General features: G+C 72.9%; 14 protein-coding genes. 8 read left to right on the top strand and 6 right to left on the bottom strand.

The window, feature by feature from the left end; translation table 11 throughout:
* Positions 1 to 131: 131 nt before the first annotated feature.
* The 5 genes from ACQPXS_RS42690 to ACQPXS_RS42670 all read right to left on the bottom strand — a co-directional run bounded on the left by ACQPXS_RS42690 (position 132) and on the right by ACQPXS_RS42670 (position 7,915).
* Entirely contained in the window at positions 132 to 2,303 is a 2,172-nt protein-coding gene (locus tag ACQPXS_RS42690) for a discoidin domain-containing protein (protein WP_433454857.1), read from the bottom strand.
* A 110-nt stretch (positions 2,304 to 2,413) separates the two neighbouring features.
* Positions 2,414 to 3,769 (bottom strand): FAD-binding protein, encoded by a 1,356-nt coding sequence (locus ACQPXS_RS42685; protein ID WP_433454856.1) that lies wholly within the window; start codon positions 3,767 to 3,769, stop codon positions 2,414 to 2,416.
* A gap of 129 nt (positions 3,770 to 3,898) precedes the next feature.
* Entirely contained in the window at positions 3,899 to 4,714 is an 816-nt protein-coding gene (locus ACQPXS_RS42680; RefSeq protein WP_433454855.1) for an inositol monophosphatase family protein, read from the bottom strand.
* Positions 4,715 to 4,791: 77 nt separating this feature from the next.
* The gene (locus tag ACQPXS_RS42675) at positions 4,792 to 6,585 is read right to left on the bottom strand and encodes an RICIN domain-containing protein (protein ID WP_433454854.1); all 1,794 of its coding nucleotides are present in this window, start codon (positions 6,583 to 6,585) and stop codon (positions 4,792 to 4,794) included.
* A 148-nt stretch (positions 6,586 to 6,733) separates the two neighbouring features.
* On the bottom strand, positions 6,734 to 7,915 hold the full coding sequence (locus ACQPXS_RS42670; RefSeq protein WP_433454853.1) for an FAD-dependent oxidoreductase: 1,182 nt from the start codon (positions 7,913 to 7,915) through the stop codon (positions 6,734 to 6,736).
* Between the two features lie 104 nt (positions 7,916 to 8,019).
* Here ACQPXS_RS42670 and ACQPXS_RS42665 point away from each other — a divergent pair, with 104 nt between their 5' ends.
* From ACQPXS_RS42665 to ACQPXS_RS42630, 8 genes are all read left to right on the top strand, one after another.
* Positions 8,020 to 8,343: a ribosomal protein L7/L12 gene (locus ACQPXS_RS42665; protein ID WP_433454852.1), complete on the top strand. Its 324-nt coding sequence runs from the start codon at positions 8,020 to 8,022 to the stop codon at positions 8,341 to 8,343.
* Positions 8,344 to 8,423: 80 nt separating this feature from the next.
* A complete protein-coding gene (locus ACQPXS_RS42660) occupies positions 8,424 to 9,431 on the top strand; it encodes a Ppx/GppA family phosphatase (RefSeq protein ID WP_433454851.1) in 1,008 nt (335 codons plus the stop codon).
* Between the two features lie 161 nt (positions 9,432 to 9,592).
* Entirely contained in the window at positions 9,593 to 10,543 is a 951-nt protein-coding gene (locus ACQPXS_RS42655) for an ABC transporter substrate-binding protein (protein ID WP_433454850.1), read from the top strand.
* Positions 10,540 to 11,340 (top strand): ABC transporter permease, encoded by an 801-nt coding sequence (locus ACQPXS_RS42650; RefSeq protein ID WP_433454849.1) that lies wholly within the window; start codon positions 10,540 to 10,542, stop codon positions 11,338 to 11,340. Before ACQPXS_RS42655 ends, ACQPXS_RS42650 begins: the two co-directional genes overlap by 4 nt.
* Complete coding sequence (locus ACQPXS_RS42645) at positions 11,337 to 12,182, top strand: ABC transporter permease (protein ID WP_433454848.1); 846 nt, start codon at positions 11,337 to 11,339, stop codon at positions 12,180 to 12,182. Before ACQPXS_RS42650 ends, ACQPXS_RS42645 begins: the two co-directional genes overlap by 4 nt.
* The gene (gene mdlC, locus ACQPXS_RS42640; RefSeq protein WP_433454847.1) at positions 12,179 to 13,786 is read left to right on the top strand and encodes a benzoylformate decarboxylase; all 1,608 of its coding nucleotides are present in this window, start codon (positions 12,179 to 12,181) and stop codon (positions 13,784 to 13,786) included. Before ACQPXS_RS42645 ends, mdlC begins: the two co-directional genes overlap by 4 nt.
* A 3-nt stretch (positions 13,787 to 13,789) precedes the next feature.
* A complete protein-coding gene (locus ACQPXS_RS42635) occupies positions 13,790 to 14,542 on the top strand; it encodes an ABC transporter ATP-binding protein (protein ID WP_433454846.1) in 753 nt (250 codons plus the stop codon).
* Positions 14,543 to 14,746: 204 nt separating this feature from the next.
* Entirely contained in the window at positions 14,747 to 15,160 is a 414-nt protein-coding gene (locus ACQPXS_RS42630; protein WP_433454845.1) for an acetyl-CoA synthetase, read from the top strand.
* 42 nt (positions 15,161 to 15,202) lie between these two features.
* Here ACQPXS_RS42630 and ACQPXS_RS42625 read toward each other — a convergent pair whose 3' ends face one another.
* Positions 15,203 to 17,842: a glycosyl hydrolase gene (locus tag ACQPXS_RS42625; protein WP_433454844.1), complete on the bottom strand. Its 2,640-nt coding sequence runs from the start codon at positions 17,840 to 17,842 to the stop codon at positions 15,203 to 15,205.
* Positions 17,843 to 17,898 lie beyond the last annotated feature (56 nt).

Below are 17,898 nucleotides of genomic sequence, written 5' to 3'. Positions count from 1 at the left end.
CGGCTCCGTCCGTACGGGCCGCACCGTCCGTGTTGCACTCGCAGCGCACTCGAAACCCCCGGGCACCTCTCGGCCGACCGGACGGGCGGCTCATGGCCTGCGCGATCAGGAGCTGCCCGCCCAGGCGCGGGTCACGGGAACGACGTCACCTTGGAGGGGACGGTGCTGGTTCCCGAGGTGGGTGCGCCGGTGCTGTTGACCACGTGGGCGTACTGGCCCTTGCCGCCGAGGGAGATCACCAGCAGATCGTGCATCCTGATGCCCGGGCCGGTGGGGACCTGGAAGCCGTGGGCCTGGACGATGGACGGGTCGGCCGTGTAGTTGCAGTAGCTGCCGAGTCCCCAGGCCTCGTGGGTGGTGACGGAGTCGGCGACCTTGTAGGCCGCGTAGCCGACGATGCCGTCATGGGTGATGGCGGCGGCGTCGGGGGCGTCGTACGCCTTCTCGTTCTGGAAGAAGATCGTCCGGCCGCGTTCTCCGTTCCAGTAGACGTCGTACGTGTTGAAGTGTTCGACGAACAGGCCGGTGGCGAGCACGTCGTCGCCGTTGACCCGCAGGCCGTAGTCGGCGCGGTTGGTGTCCCAGCCGACGCCGCTGCCGTGGTCGGCGCGCCAGATCCAGGTGTGGTCGATGATCGCGTCGTCGCTGTCGACCACGAGCGAGTTGGTGGCCAGACCGGGCCCCGCGCCGCCGATGCGGAAGAACACGTCCTGCACGGTGGTGGGGTCGGCCGCGTGGTCGGCGGTGGAGCCGGGCGTGCCGATGCGCAGCAGCGTGTCGGAATTGACCGGTCCGGCGTCGATGAGGAAGCCGGCCAGCCGTACGCCGTCGACGTCGGCCACGTGCATCGCGTCGATGCCGTTGTCCGGGACGAGCGTGGCCAGTCCCAGGCCGAGGACGACGGTGTCGGGGCGGGTGACGTCGATGGTCCGGTCGAGGTGGTAGACGCCGGGCGTGAAGAGCAGGTTGAGGCCCTGGGCGAGGGCCGCGTCGATGGTGGCGGCCGTCGCTCCCGGCTTGACGACGTAGAACCGGTCGAGCGGGAGGGAGGTGCCCGGCGTGTTCGGCCAGGAGACGCCGCGTGCGTTGGTGCGCTTGCCGGGGACGAACACCTTGTAGTCGTTGCCGTCCAGGTAGAGGAACGGCTTCTCGCGGGAGACCGGGGTGGTGTCCAGGGTGGTGTACGGGCCGCTGTCGAAGTCGGTCGCGGGGGCGCCCTGGACGCCGGAGAAGGTCATGTTCCAGACGCCGTTGGTCCAGCCGCCTACCGAGCTGTCGCGGGTGTACCACTGCTGCTGGGAGTACGGGCCCACCGTGCCGTCGATCTTCGAGTCGGCGATGTAGCCGCCGGAGGCCCAGCCGTAGCCGCTCGGGGCGAGGTTCATGCCGCCCTTGACGTGGATGCGCCGGAAGGGCGCGGCCTGGGCGACGGCCCAGCGGTCGGTGCCGTTGGAGGGCGTGATCGCGAGGTTCTCCGCCGAACGCCAGAAGTTCTGCGTGGCGTTGCCGTTGAACCAGCCGGCGTCGACCGTGACGTCGCCGTTGATCTGCGTGTCGTCGGGGTTCAGGCCCAGTCCGGAGATGGAGGTGTAGAAGCCGAGCTGGGCGTTGATGTTGTCGTACGTGCCCGGCTTGAGCAGGAACTGGTAGCGGCCGGTGCCGAACTGGGCGGATTCCTGCTGATGGAAGACGTCGTCGAACTTCTGCTGGAGGTTGGGCGTGGAGGGGTCCACGACGATGACGTTCGGGCCGAGGTCGCCGCCGCCCTGGATCGGGCCGGTCGCGGTGGTCGTGGTGTGCACGGCCATCTCCCAGAGGGAGTAGCCGTACCCGGTGCCGCGTGCGGTGCCGTACATGCGGACGTACCGGCCGGTGCCGCTGACGTCGTACGACGCCGTTCCTCCGCTCGCTCCGGTGACGGTCTTGAGGGTGGTCCAGTTCTGGCCGTCGGTCGAGGCCTGGAGCTGGAAGTCCTTGCCGTAGGCGGTCTCCCAGTTCAGGTCGATGCGGCACAGGTCCGTGACCGCGCCGAGGTCGACCTGGAGCCACTGCGGGTCGCTGAACCCGCTGGACCAGCGGGTGGAGGTGTCGCCGTCGAAGGCGGCGGAGGCGGGGGTGCCGGCGTTCTCGGTGGAGGACGCCGTGGCCGGCCGTCCCCGGGCGGCGTCGGCGGTGTCGCAGGTCTGCGTCCCGGCCGCGGCGGCCGGGGTGTGGGCGAGGGGCAGGGCCATCAGCGCGGCCAGGGCGGCCAGGGCGACACCCAGGTGTCTCGGTCTCGTGCGGCTTCCGTTCCGGCTTCTCATCTGGCGGCTCCCGTGGAAGAACGGCTCAAGCGTCCAAAGCAGCGACTTAGTTCATGTTTTGATTTAAGTGGTGATGCAAGCGGGCGGCAAGCCTTCGGAAGTCAAAACCTTCAGAACCGCAGACCGTGTCCGCGCGCCAGGACGAGATGCGGGTCGAAGCGCCGCTTCACGGCGGCGAAGGCCGCCCGACGGCTGCCGTAGTGGTCCCGCCAGTCGGCGTCCGACATGGGCAAGGCGTTGACGGGATAGGCGACAGCACCCCGGGAGCGGGCCCGTTCGTACGCGGCGCGGTTGGCCGCCACCATCGCCGCGACCGCCTCGGGGTCGCCGGGCGGGGCCGTGCGCAACAGGGCGAACAGATACAGGACTTCACCGCAAGGACGACGGAAGTAGGGTGCCTTCAGCCGGTCGGAGAGCAGCGGGTACAGCAGGACGAGGCCGGTGTCACGCAGATCCCGGAAGGCGGGGTCGGCGAGCACCGGGCGGACGACGGACTCGGCGCTGTCGTGCGGCAGCAGCAGATTGAGCCACGGGTGCGGATACAGCCACTCCCCCGTCTCCCGCAGGACTTCTTCGTCGGTGTCCACGCGAAGGGCGAACTCGCCGTACCCCAGGTCCTCCGTCTCCAGCGTGGCGCGGTCGTGCCCGAGTCCGTCGAGAAGGGCGGCGTCGTCGGGCGGGCAGGGACCGTCGTACGGGGCCACGGCCTCGATCATGTACTGCCAGCCGTGCTCGCCGGCCGGCCGCGCCTGGCCCTCCAGATGGGTGAAGCGCTGCTGCTCGGCCAGTCTTCGCTGGTCGGCGAGGTAGGGGGTGAGGCCGGCGTAGTACAGGCAGTAGCGGCGGACCCTGTCGGGGGCCGGGACCAGGCGCAGGGTGGCGGCCACGATGACGGCACACTGGCCGAGTCCGGCGAGCACGGCGTGGAACAGCTCCGGATCCCTGTCCGGTGAGCAGACCCGGTGCTCCCCGGCCCCGGTCACCACCTCCAGCTCCAGGACCTGGTCCGCGACCAGGCCGTGCCGGTGACCGGCCCCGCCGAGTCCGCCCGCCGACAGGACGCCCCCGACACCCGCGCCCAGGTAGTCGGTGAGGACCGGCGGGGTGCGGCCGTACGGCAGGGTGGCGGCCAGCACCTCGCGCCACGACGCGCCCGCCTGCACGGTGACTTGGCCGTCGGCCACGCGACCGACCCGGTTCATCGCCCGCAGGTCCAGCACGATCCCGCCGCCCGCCTGCCCCTGGCCGTACATCGAGTGGCCGCCGCCGCGCACGCTCACCGGCACACCCCGGGCCCCGGCGAACTCCAGCAGGTCCCGGATCTCGGCTGCGGACCGTGGGCGCAGGACCGCCAGCGGCGGGGCCGACACGATGTGCCCGAAGTCCTGGGCGGCCTCGCGCAGGGTCTCCGGGCGGGTGTCCAGGGCCCGTTCGAAGCGGAGGGCGAGGTCGGCGGCCAGGGTCATGCGGGCATCACACCAGACGAGCGGCGACCGAGTCGAGAAGGCGCGGCGGGCGCGGCCGCACCTGTCCGCGTCTCGGCGGAGTGTTTCAACTCGGCCCGTATGCCCGGCCCTTGACGCCGAACACCCCGACTAACTCCCCTCGCCCCTCTGGTTCTTGACGAGCTCCAGCAGGGCGGCGTGGGTCTCCGCGTCGGCCGCCGCGACGAGCCCGCCCGGGCCGCTGAGCACGGGCTCGCCGTACAGGCCGGTCACCGTGCAGCCCGCCGCCCGGCACAGGGCGATCCCCGCCGCGAAGTGCACGCTGTCGCGCAGGTCGCCGTCGGTGACATAGGCGGCCCGGCGTCCGGCGGCCACCCAGGCCACCGCGAGGGTGCTGGAGACGACCCGGGGCCGGAACCGCTCGGCGAAGCCCGGGTCCGCCAGGAGGCGGGCCGCCCGGAAACCGGGGGCGTTGGGGAACGGCGGATCGAGGTTGACGTCCACCAGGGCGGATCCCGCCCAGGGCGTCAGCCGTTCGTCCGCGCCCTCCCTGCGGACCCAGGCCGCCTCGCCGTCGGTCCAGAACACCTCGGCGCTGAACGGGTCGGCGGTCGCGGCGGCCGTGACCTCGGACCCCTGGCGCAGGGCGACGTTCACGCCGACGAGCATGTTCCGCACCGCGTAGTTGAGGGTGCCGCACAGCGGGTCGACGAGCCAGCGGCGGTGCGCGTCGGCGGCGCCGGAGCGTCCGCTCTCCTCGCCGGTGACGGCGTCGTCGGGGCGGGCGGCGCGCAGTACGTCCAGGATGGCGCGCTCGGCGGCGAGGTCCGCCTCGGTCGCGAAGTCCCCTGCGGACTTGTCGTAGCGTTCGAGCCGGCTGCCGTAGAGGTCACGGACCACGGCTGCGCCGGCCTGGGCCGCGCGCACGGCCAGCTGGGCGTCGGAATCCCCGTTGGTGATCGACATGGGCGCAGGATAACCGGAAGTCTCCTGGCCCCTGGGGGGATTTGGGCCCCGGCCCGTGCGGGTCGGGGCCGGTTCGGCTAGCGGCGTGCGAAGCCGGTCGCGGTGAGGGACAGGGTCTGTTCGGCGGCGGTGCGTCCGCCGCCGACGGAACTTCCGCTGTGGTCCGTCCAGGTGCGCAGCGGCGTGGTCTCGGCGAGCCGGCCGGAGGTGCCGGACAGGCCGAGCACGAGTCCGCTGTAGCGGTTGACCAGACGGTAGGTGCCGCCGGAGGCGTTCGGGATCACGAACCACTGCCGGCCGACGGAGGGACCGCCGCTCCGTGCGGCGGTGACGGTCGGCTTGGCGCCCCAGGCTCTGCCGGTGGCGGAGGACGAGTCGACGCCGAGCAGCCGGCCGCTCGCGGCGTTGGTGAGGGTGAAGGCACCGTCGCCGGTCGGGGTGAAGATCCAGGTGTCGCGGCCGGTTGCGGTGGGCCGCGCCAGCGAGGTGGTGCCGGTGCCGCCGGCCGCCTGGGCGAGGATCCGGCCCGCGCCGCTCGCGATGCGGTAGCCGCGGCTCGTGTCCATCGGCGGGGCCGACGGTGTGCCGGGGTCGACGGTGATGTCGACGTACTCGCCGGAGGCGTCGTGGGAGCAGCCGAAGGCGCAGTAGGAGCGGAAGGACCTGCCGACGATCGTGGAGCCGGTGCGGTTGGCGCTGTCGAGGAACCAGCGGTACCAGGAGGCGTTGGTGTAGCTGCCGGTGTCGCCGATCAGGCGCCACTTCTGGGTGCTCAGGTCGTCGGTGGCGTAGAGGTACTGCGGTGAGTTGCCGCTCTGGTCGACGGCCTGCGGTTCGCCGATGTACAGCCCGAGATGGGCGTCGTAGGCGATGTTCATCACGAACAGCGGCGAGGTCGGGGGCATCGTGCCCGCCGCGATCTGCTGGGCGGCGGTGCCGGTGTTGGCCGGGTCGTACTCGGCGGAGGCGGGGGTGAAGCCGGTGGGGTGGTCGGCGTCGACGGGGACGATGTCGCTCTCCCTGCCGCCGGTGCCGGGCTGCGACCAGGCGCCGTCGTACCACTTGCGCCAGGAGCCGGGCGCCATCTTGGCCGAGATCGGAGCGCGGGCCACGTGCTCGTAGAAGGCCTTCCAGCCGCCGCTCTTGTCGATGATCCGGGAGCCGTAATAGACGTAGAAGTAGCCGGAGGCGGTGTCGACGAAGAGGCGCTGGTCGCCGTCGCCGTAGGAGTACGTCTGGTTCGGGAAGGCCGTGGTGTCCCCGCGCTCGGTGCTGAACGGGGACGTGATCACGTGGTCCTCGATGGTCCAGGTGCGGCCCCGGTCGGTGGAGACGGCGTAGTCGATGGCGTCGTAGTGCAGTCCGTCGCCGAACGGCTGCGGGGTGAACTCGTTGTGCACCAGGCCGTACCAGTCGCCGGTGTCGGGGTCGACCCACACCCCGGACAGGTCGCAGTAGTTCTTCTGGGCGTAGCCGGAGCCGCTCGGCGCGTACGTCGCCTCCCGGCCGGTGGGGCTGTTGTTGCAGCGCCAGGTGGTGTCGTCGTTGCGGTCGGCCGGGTTGGCGGGGTTCACCGCCTTGCTCAGGGTCTTGTCGAAGGTCGCGGAGTCGAAGTCCTTGCCGGTGTAGAAGTCCCAGGTGCGCGGGTCCGCGGCGCCGTACAGGGCGGCGGACTGCTGGTAGTGGAAGGTGCCGTCCCGGTCGAGGTAGGGGCTGGCGGGGGTGTCCGTGGGGTGGGTGAAGGGCACCGGGGTCCCCACGGTCACGGTGTGGCCGGCATCGCCGGGTGTGGCGGCCGGTGCCGGGGACGCGATGCCACCGCCCAGGACCAGGGCGGCGGTCGCGGCCGCCGCGCCGCCAGCTCTGCTCAAGAGTCGCAACTGTGCTCCTTGTTGCCGAAGGGCCGGTTGCACGGAACGATCCGGCCCCGGCGGTTGCCCCGGCAATGGACTCCAGTGCGCCGCCTCTTGCACTTTCGCGCGCGTGCGCCCTCGGAGGAGTCCCGGTCAAAGCTCCCGGTCAGTCCCCCTCGGCCGGGTCCGCGGACAGCGGGCTGTCCCAGGCCAGTTGGCGGATCAGCGTCTGGTCCGGCTCGGCGGGACGGGCCACGACGGGACCCGGACGGGACGGGTTCCGGCCGCCGCGGGAGATACCGCCGCTGACGGTGATGTTGTGCTCCACCCGGGGGCGCCGGTGCCGTTCGTAGGCGGTGAACGCGCTCGGCGCGTCGGGCAGGTCGCGCAGCGCCTTGGCGAGGACGACGGCGTCCTCCAGGGCCATCGAGGCTCCCTGGCCGGTCGCGGGGGAGGCCGCGTGCGCCGCGTCGCCGATGAGCAGGATCCTTCCGCGGTGCCACATCGCGCCGAGCGGCATCTCGGTGGCGTTGGTGACCATGACGGGCCCCTGGGAGGCGGCGACGACGTCCGCGGCGGGTGTGGAGTCCTTGCGCAGCAGCGGCAGCAGCTCCTCGCGCCATGGGGCGCGGTGCGCGGAGCCGCCGGCGGGCAGCGGTTCCGTGCTCACGCGGGCGAACCAGTACGGCTGCCCGGCCGGCGACACCGCGTATCCGAACGTGGTCTCGCTGCCCCGGACGAAGGTGATGACGCCGGTGCCGTCCGAGCCTGCCGCGGTGCCGGAGTAGCCGTAGAAGATCCGCTGGCCCGCGTACCTGGGCCGGACACCGGGGGTGAGGAGCCGGCGCACGGTGGAGTGCAGCCCGTCGGCGCCGACGAGGAGGTTCGCGTGGGCGGTGCGGCCGTCGGCGAACCGGGCGGTGACGCCGTGCGGGCCGTCCGTGACGGCGACCAGACGGGCGCCGTGGCGCACCCGGATGCCGCGCCGGGCCGCCTCGCCCTGCAGGGCCGCGTTCAGCTCGCCGCGGCGCAGGCACCGGTACCGCAGTGCGGGGTCGGCGACCTCGCCGAGCGGTGTGTGCGTCAGTTCGGTGCCGTCGCCGTCGAGCAGCCGCAGCGAAGTCAGCGGAAAACCGACGGCCGTGACGGCGTCCGTGGCGTCGAGCTGGGCCAGGGCGCGCATTCCGTTGCTCGCCAGGGTCAGGAACGCCCCGATGTCCTCGGCCGTGTCGGGATGTGCCTCGTACACGGTGACGTCGTATCCGGCCCTGTGCAGCCCGAGCGCGGCCGCGGTCCCCGCGATGCCGCCGCCGATCACCAGTACCCTCGTCGCGTCCGTCCCGCTCACGTGCCGCTCCTCGCACCGACAGTGGTGATGACCATCTAAGGGCAGGAGCCGGGTCGGTGGCGGGCTGGGGGCCGAGATCAGGTCAGGTGCCGAGGGGGTGCCGGATGGAGGAGCCGCCGTTCGCGGTGGTGCTGACGGGTGTCGGGGACCGCAGGACGGACGTCGTGCGGGTCCTGCGGACCGTCACCGGGCTGAGTGCCTGGCACAGCGCGCGGTGGTGCGCGGCCGTTCCGGTGCCGGTGGTCGAGAACACCTGGTTCGAGGCCTCCGACGGGGCCGCGGCACGGCTGCGGGCGGCCGGGGCCGAGGCGGACGTGGTGTGCGGGTGGTGTTCGCGCACCATCCCGCTGGACAGGCGTCCGGTGGACCCCGGCCCGTGCGCGGCCGGCGCCCGGTTCGCCTCCGACTGCCCCGCGAGCCGTTCCTGAGGGAGCTGCCGTTCGGTGCTGTGCGCACACGCGCCCCCTGAATGACGGGTTCTTGGCGGGAAATTGGGTACCTCCCGGCCATGCGGGTGAGTGTGCTGGATGCGGGGTCGAACACGGTTCGATTGGTGATCGCGGATGTGGAGGGCGGCGTTCCGCTGCCGGTGCACACCGTCAAGTGGAAGCTGCGCCTGTCCGAACACGTCGGTCCGGACGGCACCATCGCCGACGAGGCGGTGGAGCAGCTGGTGAAGGCGGTGGCCGCGGCGGGGGCCACCGCCCGGCGCTGGCATGCCTCGGGGCCCATGGCCTTCGCCACCGCCGTGGTGCGCGCGGCCCCGAACCGCCAGGAACTGCTGCGCCGGGTGGCGGCCGGGACCGGGATCCGCATGTGCACCCTGCCGGGTGAGACGGAGGCCGAGCTGACCTTCCTGGCGGCCCGGCGCTGGCTGGGCTGGCACGCCGGCCCGCTCGCGGTGCTCGACATCGGCGGCGGCTCCCTGGAGGTGGCCTTCGGCCGGGGCCGGCTGCCCGACTTCGCCGCGTCGCTGCCCCTCGGCGCGCGGCGCCTCACCCAGGAGTACCTCGCGGTCCAGGATCCGCCGGGGCCGGAGGAACTGAAGGAACTGCGCCGCCGGATCCGCCACGAACTGCGGGACGTGGCCTCGCGCATCCGCTGGGAACGGCCGCGCACCGCCGCGGTCAGCTCCCGTACGTTCCAGCAGCTGGGCCGGCTGTGCGGGGCGGCGCCCGGGCGCTACGGCCCGTTCGTGCACCGGGAGATGCGCTGCCGGGATCTGCGCGAGGCGGTCCGGACCCTCGCCGCGCTGCCCGTCGCCGAGCGGGCCCAGCTGCCCGGGATCTCCGCGCCGCGCGCCGAGCAGAGCCTGGCCGGAGCGGTCGTCGGGCACACGGCGCTCAAGCTCATGGGGCTGCGCGGGGCCGTCGTCTGCCCCTGGGCGATCCGCGAGGGCGTGCTGCTGCGCTACATCGAGGACGGCGCCGACTGGTGGACGGACGCCACCGCCACCACCGACGCCCCGGCCCCCACCCCCGCGCCGCCCTTGCGCATCGCCCGCCCACGGGCCTGACTGCGGACCTCGGCCGGGGACCGACCACATCGGCGGCGACGTACCCGCCCCGCTCGGTTCGTATTTCTCCGAAGACTCCGAAACCCACCACGGATCTGTAGCGATCATGACAAATGCTGGGTAGTCATGCCCCTATGCCTTTAAGTCGATCACGATCGGGAATGACGCGAACGAAACGCCTCGCCGCACTCGTCGCCGCGGCGGCGCTGACCCTCGTGGGCTGCGACAGCGGCGGCGAGCCGCACTCCGGTGACCGCCGGCAGCAGCTGACCGTGGCGGCGCTGCCGCTCACCGACTCCGCCGCCCTCTATCTGGCCCGGGACCGCGGGCTGTTCGCCAAGGAGGGCCTGGACGTGCGCATCCAGCCCGTGCAGCAGAGCATCCAGGCCCTTCCCGCCCTGCTCAAGGGACAGGTGAACGTGATCGCGAGCGCGAACTACGTCACCTACTTCCAGGCCAACGAGAAGGGCACCCTGGACCTGCGCATCCTCGCCGAGGGCGTCCGGATCGCCCCGCACATGATGGACGTCCTCGTGCCCAAGGACTCGGCACTGAGGAAACCCGCCGACCTCGCGGGCAAGAAGGTCGCCGTGGCCGTCCTCAACAACATCCAGTCCCTGACCCTGAACGCGATCCTGGACGCCCAGGGCGCCGGCCGGCCCGTCTACCGGCAGATCCTCTTCCCGCAGATGGGCCCGGCCCTGCAGCGGGGCCAGGTGGACGCCGCCCACGCGGTCGAGCCCTTCGACACCGCCGTACAGGGCGAGTTGGACGCCCGGGTCCTGCTGGACGGCGGCTCGGGGCCGGCGCGGGGCCTGCCCGCCAGCGGGTACGTCACCACCGCCGACTTCGTGAGGAAGAACCCCAAGGCCGCGGCGGGCTTCCGGCGTGCCGTCGAGGCGGCCTCGAAGCTCGCCGCCGACGACCCGGGAGCGGTGCGCACCGAGCTGCCCAAGTACGCCAAGGTGACCGCGGACCAGGCCAAGGCCATCCACCTGCCCGCGTATCCGGCGTCCGCCGACCCGGCCGCACTGCGCCGGCTCGTCAAGCTCATGCGCGCCCAGGGGCTGCTGACGACGGACGTCGATCCGGCACCCCTGCTGGTGAAATGACCCGGCGTCAGGAGCTGCTGCTCGGTCTGCTCGGCGCGGCGCTGGCCTTCGGGATCTGCGAGGCGGTCTCCCGGGCCGGGATCGTACGGCGCAGCTATCTTCCGCCCGCCTCCGAAGTCCTCGACCGCGCAGCCCGGTTGGCGGGCGACCCTGCCTTTCTGGACGGGATCGGGGTGACCCTGCGGGCGTGGGCGCTGGGACTGGGGCTGGCCTGTGCGATCGCCGTACCGCTCGGGCTGCTGCTGGGCGCGGTGCCGGTGGTGGAGGCCGCCGTACGCGCGGTGATCGAGGTTCTGCGGCCCCTGCCGTCGGTCGCGCTGATCCCGCTGGTGTCGCTGCTGCTCGGGTCCGGCACGCGGACGGAGGTGACGCTGATCGCCTACGCCTCGCTGTGGCCGGTGCTGTTCAACACCGTCTACGGCCTCGGCGAGACCGACCCGCTGGCCAAGGACACCCTGCGCGCCTTCGGGTTCGGGCGGCTCGCGGTGCTGCTGCGGGTGGAGTTGCCGGCCACCGCCCCGTTCATCGCCGCCGGTGTGCGGATCTCGGCCGCGGTCGCCCTGATCCTGGCCGTCGCGACGGAAATCCTCTCCGGCTTCGGCCAGGGCCTCGGCATCTTCATCGCCCAGGCCCAGACGGAGACGGACGGCACGCGTGACGTGCTGGCCGGGGTGGTGTGGGCGGGTGCTCTCGGACTGGTGATCAACGGCGTACTCGTCGGCGCGGAACGGCGGTTGTTCGCCTGGGCGCAGGAACCCCGCCCGGATGCGGCGAAGTCGCAGCGGAGCCGGCCATGACCCGGGCACAGGGCAGCGCTCGGTCCACAACCGCGCCCGGCGCACCCCGGGCCACCGCCGTCCCCTTCCTGCTGCGCTGGTCGGTGCTCCTCGGCGCCGTCGCCTGCTGGGAGCTGGCCGCCCGCGCCCAGCGCAGCGTGTACTTCCCGCCGCCGCTGCGCATCGTCCGGCACGCCCGTGACCTGTGGTTCTCCGGGCCCGTCGGCCATCTGTTCCTCACCCCGGCCGCCGTCGACACCATCCTGCCGAGTCTGGGCCGGATGGCGGCCGGGTTCGCGCTCGCCGCCGTCGCCGGGGTCGCCCTGGGGATCGCGGTGGGCCGCTCGCGCCGGGCGTACGCGCTGTGCAACCCGGTGCTGCAGTTCGCGCGGGCCGTGCCGCCGCCCGCGCTGGTGCCGGTGTTCGTCGTCGTCTTCGACTTCGGTACGCCCATGCAGGTGGCGTCGATCTTGTTCAGCGCCGTGTGGCCGGTGTTGATCAACTCGGCCGAGGGAGTCCGCGCCACCGACCCGCTGCGGCTCCAGGTGGCGGCCGTGCTGCGGCTGACGGCGCCCGAACGGCTGTGGTTCCTGATCCTGCCCTCGGCGCTGCCCCGGATCTTCGCCGGGCTGCGGCTCAGTCTCTCGCTGTGTCTGATCCTGATGGTGTTCTCGGAGTTGCTGCCGGGCAGTGACAACGGCATCGGCTTCACGCTCACCGACGCCCAGACGCGCTCCGATCTGCTCACCGTGTGGGCGGCGTTGCTGCTGCTCGGCGCGCTCGGGTATCTCCTCAACACCGGTTTGCTGGCGGCCGAGAAGTGGTTCGCCGGCACCAGGACGTCCGCAGGGAGGACGGCATGACGACGGCCACGGTCCGCGAGGCGGTCGTACGGTTTCTGCGCGACACCGGCATGACCACGGTCTTCGGCAATCCCGGCTCCACGGAGCTGCGGATGTTCCGCGACTGGCCGGACGACTTCACCTATGTGCTGGGCCTGCAGGAGTCCGTCGCCGTCGGCATGGCGGCCGGGCACGCGCTCGGCACCCGGCGTGCCGCGTTCGTCAGCCTGCACTCGGCCGGCGGGGTGGGGCACGCGCTCGGCGCGGTGTTCAACGCCTTCCGCGACCGGGTGCCGCTGGTGATCGTGGCGGGACAGCAGGCGCGCTCGCTGATCCAGCTGCGGCCGTTCCTCGGCGCCGACGAGCCGGCCCAGTTCCCGCGCCCGTACGTGAAGTCGGCCCGCCAGCCGGAGCGGGCGGAGGACGTGCCAGCCGTGCTCGCCGAGGCGTACCGGATCGCGATGACCCATCCCCGCGGCCCGGTGTTCGTGTCCGTGCCCGAGGACGACTGGGACCGGCCCGCCGAGCACGTCACGCCCCGCACGCTGCACTCGGCGTTCACGGCCGCCCCGGAAGCCCTCGACGCCCTCGCCGCCCGCCTGGAGACCTGCGGGCGCCCGGCGCTCGTGGTGGGACCCGGCGTGGACGACGAGGACGCGCTGGACGAGGTCCGGACGCTGGCCGAGCGGATCCGGGCCGGGGTGTGGATCAGCCCGCTCTCCGGCCGCTCCGGATTCCCGGAGTCGCACCCGCTGTTCCAGGGGTTCCTGCCGCCGATCGCCCGGAACCTCGCGGCCCGCCTCGCGCCGTACGACGTGGTGGTCGCCCTCGGCGCACCGTTGTTCACCTATCACGTGGCGGACGGCGGCCCGCCGCTCGCGCCCGGCACCGAGCTGTTCCATCTGGACTGCGACCCCGGCCAGGCCGCCTGGCTGCCCACCGGCACCAGCATCGTCACCACCCTGCGGCCCGCGCTGGCCCGGCTCACCGGGCTGCTGAAGGAACCCGACCGCGATCCGCCGCCGCCCCGCCCGTCACCCGTCCCGGCACCCGCCGAGGGACGCATCACCCCGGAGCTGTTCTTCGATCTGCTGCGCGACCGGCTGCCGCGCGACCGGGTCCTCGTCGAGGAGGCGCCGAGCCACCGCGACACGCTGCACGCACGCGTGCCGATCGAGTCGGGCGGGGGCTTCCTCACCACGGGCAGCGGGGCCCTCGGCTGGGGCCTGCCACTCGCGGTGGGCCGGGCGCTCGCCGACCGGCGCCGGGTGGTGTGCGTGGTCGGCGACGGCTCGGCGCTGTACTCGGTGCAGGCCCTGTGGAGCGCGGCCCGGCACACGGCACCGGTGACCTACGTCCTTCTGGACAACGGCGGTTACGCGGCCGTGCGCGCGCTGGGCCGCCGGATCGGCATCGCGCCCGTCCCCGGTACGGACATCACGGGCATCGACTTCGCGGCCCTCGCCGAGTCCCTGGGCTGCCCCGCGGCCCGCGCCGAACACCCCGACGAGCTGCCGGCCGCCCTGGACCACGCCCTGGGCCGGGGCGACGGCTCGGGCCCCTTCCTGCTGCACCTGCGGGTCGCCGGCAGCGCGGGCACCCTGTACGAGCCCTGGGCCGGGTGAGGGATGCTGCGCCTCGACTCCGTCAGCCGGCACTTCGGCGACACCCGCGTCCTGGACGGCATCAGCCTCACCGTGCCGGACGGCCAGCTCCTCAGCGTGGTCGGCCCCTCCGGGTGCGGCAAGTCCACGCTGCTGCGCGCCATCGCCGGGCTGCTGCCCGTGCAGGAGGGCACGATCACGATCGACGGGACGGAGGTGACCGGCGTACCGGAGCGGCTCGCGGTGGTCTTCCAGGAGTACGGGCGCTCGCTGCTGCCCTGGCTCACCGTCCGCGACAACGTGGCCCTCCCGCTGCGCCGCCGGGGCCTCGGGCGGGCCGCCCGCCGGGCCGCGGCCGAGACCATCCTCGAACGGGTCGGCCTGCACGGGGTCGCCCGCCGCCGTCCCCCTGAGCTGTCCGGCGGTATGCAGCAGCGGGTCGCCATCGCCCGCGCCCTGGTCTGCCGGCCCTCCCTGCTGCTCATGGACGAGCCGTTCGGCTCGCTGGACGCGGGCACCCGGGAGGATCTGGAGGACCTGTTGCTGGAGGTCCACCGGACGAACGACACGACCATCGTGTTCGTCACCCATGACATCGACGAGAGCGTGTACGTCGGCGACCGCGTCGTCGTCCTCTCCCCCGGCCCCGGCTCCCGCGTCGTCCGCGACCTGCCGGTCGACCTGCCCGGTGACCGGGATCAGCTCACCACCCGGAGCCTGCCCGGGTTCGTGGCTCTGCGCACCGAGGTCGGAAAGGCGGTACGCGGCGGCGGCTGAGGCATCCTGGGAGGCGTACTCGGGAGGCCGGGAGGTGCTGTCATGCGGTGGTGGGCCGGTGGATGTGCGATCGCCGCGGTGGTCGTACTGGCGGGGTGCGGGGCGTCGACGGGCCGGGGAGCGGGAGCCGGTACCGGAGCGTCCGGGAGCCGGCCGGCGCGGCCGTCCGGGCCGGCCGGCGCCTCGGACGCCCCGAGCGTCCCGGTGTCCCCCGGCAGGACGGACGCGCCCTCCGGTGGGGCGGTCACGCCCTCGGCTACGCCCTCCGGGCCCTCGGGCGGCTGCGTCGCCGGGCAGGCGGACCTCTCCGTGGCCCCCGGTGACCCGGTCCGGCGCCGGCTGTGCGTGCGCCCGGGGACGACGGTGACCCTCACCCTGCGACCGCGCCTGGACGACAAACGGTGGACGGGCGTGCTGAGTTCGGCACCCGCGCTCGTGGTCGCGTCGGACTGGCGGCTGGACGCGGACGGCACCGCGCACGCCACCCTGCGCTGCGCGGGCACCCGGGGCGGTACGGCGCAGGTCACCGCCGCCGCCAAGGCACCGGACATCGCCGGCGCCGCCCGCCCGGTCTTCACACTGGACATGGACGTGGTGCCGTACGCGCAGGAGGGGTGACCCCCGAAGGCCCGGGAGCCACCCCTCCGAATCGGCGGGCGGTCAGCGGAGGTCGCACACCTTGACGGTGTAGATCCCGCGGCCGTGCGTGGCGGCGTACAGCGTGCCGCCGTCGGGGCTCGTCTTGAGCTGGAGCACGGCGACGGCCGGCAGGCTGCCGATCCGCTGCCAGGTGGTGCGGCCCGGCGCACGGTAGACGACACCGAGGTCGGTGGCGACGGCGAGGCCGCCGTCCGCCGTCACCAGGGCGGAGTCGGTGGGCACGTCGGGCAGGTTGGCCGAGATGTCCTTCCAGGTCGTCCCGCCGTCGGTGGACTCGAAGACGTGGCCGACGCCCGCGCCGGGGCCCTCGGTCCAGTGCCGGGAGAAGCCGTTGACGGCGAGGAAGACGTGGTCGGCGTTCTTCGGGTCGACGGCGAAGCCGCTCAGGTAGCGGTTGGGCACCGTACCGTCGGCCGGCAGGCTGATGTCGTGCCAGCCGGTGCCGTCCGCGTTGCCGACGGCGATGCCACGGGCGAAGCCCTGGTTGTTGCAGGGGCCGCACCAGGCGGCGTAGATCTTCCCGCCGGACGCGGCGACGGCGGTCGCGACCCGGCCGGCGCCGAAGTCGTGGACGCTGGTCCACTCCTTGCCGCTGCGGATGGCGTAGCCGTGGCTCTGGACCCAGATGTGCCGGCCGCCGGCCACCCAGGTGTTGCCGTCCTTCGTGTCCGCCGCGAGCGGGGCGATGAAGCGGGCCTCGCTGGTGGCGTTGTCGGGCGGGGCGACGGAGTACGAGGTGGCCTTGCCGGGGTCGGTGACCCAGCTGCCGTCGTTCACCGCGCAGTTCTGCGTGACCTGGACCGCGAGGTAGACGTACTCCTGGGCGATGTTGCAGCCGTTGGCGGGGTCGGCGAGGGTGTCGCCGCCGTCGCCGCCGAAGTTGGAGCCCATCACCTTGTCGTTGCCGCGCAGCACGGACTGGCCGTTGTCCTGGAGGCCGCCGGTGACGGACAGGCCGCCGTGGTCGAGGTCCTTGCCGATGCCGACGGAGTAGTACTGGAGGGTGTCGATGGTGCCGTCGTTGAGGGAGGTCCAGTCGGTGGCGTGGCCGGAGGCGTCCTGGGAGCCGTGCACCGGGCGCTTGTAGACGCCGCCGTCGTTGCCGACGTACACGAAGCTCTTGCCGTGGTAGCGGCCGATCGCGACACCGTGCTGGTCGGAGTGGGTGGTCGGGTTGCAGTCGCCGGTCTGCCTGGCCGGGTCGATGCTCCAGCAGGAGAAGGTGAAGTTCCAGTACGGGCCGACCGTCGACCAGTCGGCACCGCCGTCCTTGGTCTCGTAGACCTCCTCCAGGCCCGCGTACACGTGCTGCGGGTCGGCCGGGTCCACGGCGAGGAACTGGTTGTACCAGGCCTGGACACCGGGCATGTAACCGGCCGTGGTGAGCGCCGAGTTGTCGGCGGCCAGGCCCTTGTAGTCGGCGATCTTCGTCCAGGGGCCGGTCGGCGAGCCGGACTTGGAGACGTAGATGCCCTCCAGGCCGCTGTCCGGGTTGGTGTTCAGCTGCTCCGGGGACTGGTCGATGGCGTAGTAGCGGGAGCCGTCGGCGGAGCGGGCGAAGGTGACGTTGCCGACGTTGTCGGGGTCGGCCGGGAGATCACCGAGGCCGCTGGTGATCCGGGTCCAGGTGCCCCCGGCCTTGGTGTAGAAGCCGTTGTAGTCGTCGCCGCTGCGCCAGCCGATGGCGAGGACCACCTTGGACGGGTCCTTGGGGTCGATGGCGATGTCGTTGGCGATGTTCTTGTACGGCGCGTCCGGGTCGTCGGCCTTCTGACCCCCCGGCAGGAAGTCGGGGTTGGGCGCGTACTCCAGCTTCCAGTGGCCGCTCAGCTTCTTCGTGGAGTGGCTCCACACGCCCTCGCTGGTGGCCGCCCACACCTTGCCGCCGCCGAAGCGCAGCTCGTGGATGGTGGTGCTCTCCAGTTCGTCGCCGCCTACCCGGCTGCGCGTGGAGAAGGTGCCGTGGTGCGGGTGCGTGAGGACGTAGACGCCGCTGCCGAGGTAGGCGTCGGCGTTGGTGGTGGCCTCGCCCGTGCCCAGCCACAGCCGGCCGGTGCCGTCGAGGGCGAGGGCGCCGGTGGACTGGGCGGGCAGCCGGTCGCTGATGGGCTGCCAGTGTCCGCCGCCGCTGTGCGAGCGCCACACGCCGCCGCCGGCGCTGCCCGCGTAGACGTAACCGTCGTCGTCGGCGGCGATCGCCGCCATCCGGCCGGTGACGTTCCCGCTTCCGCCGCTGGAGTTGGAGTCGATGTCGCGGTAGCGCGGGTCGTCGGAGTTGTACGGCAGGTCGGTGATGTTGCGCCACCTGCCGCCGGTGCTCCTGAGGTTGGTGAGGTCGTGCCAGGCCGCGCCGTACGCGCCCGGTGCGACGACACCCGGCGAGGTGCGGGCCTCGGCGTACTGGTCCGCGCCCTCGGCGATCTCGTCCGCCTCGTTCCCGTCGTCGTCGTCCGCCGCGACGTGCGGCGACATGGCACCCACGGACTGCGCGCGTTCCTTGGCGAGTTGGCCGAGGACCCGCACGCCGAAGGGGCTCGCCGATCGCCCCGAAGCGGCGGACGGGGGTATGGCGACCAGCGCGGCGGACGCGGTGAGCGCGCAGACGGTGAACCACCGTCTTCTGCGGGTTGGTACGGACACCAGGTGCCTCCCGAAAGGCATCGACACTGCCGACGCAGGAGACCCGATCACGTGGG

The organism is Streptomyces sp. CA-142005 (genome assembly GCF_050942335.1).
GTDB lineage: Bacteria > Actinomycetota > Actinomycetes > Streptomycetales > Streptomycetaceae > Streptomyces.
Note: the sequence above shows the minus strand (reverse complement) of the source record. Positions and strands in the feature narration are given on the sequence as shown.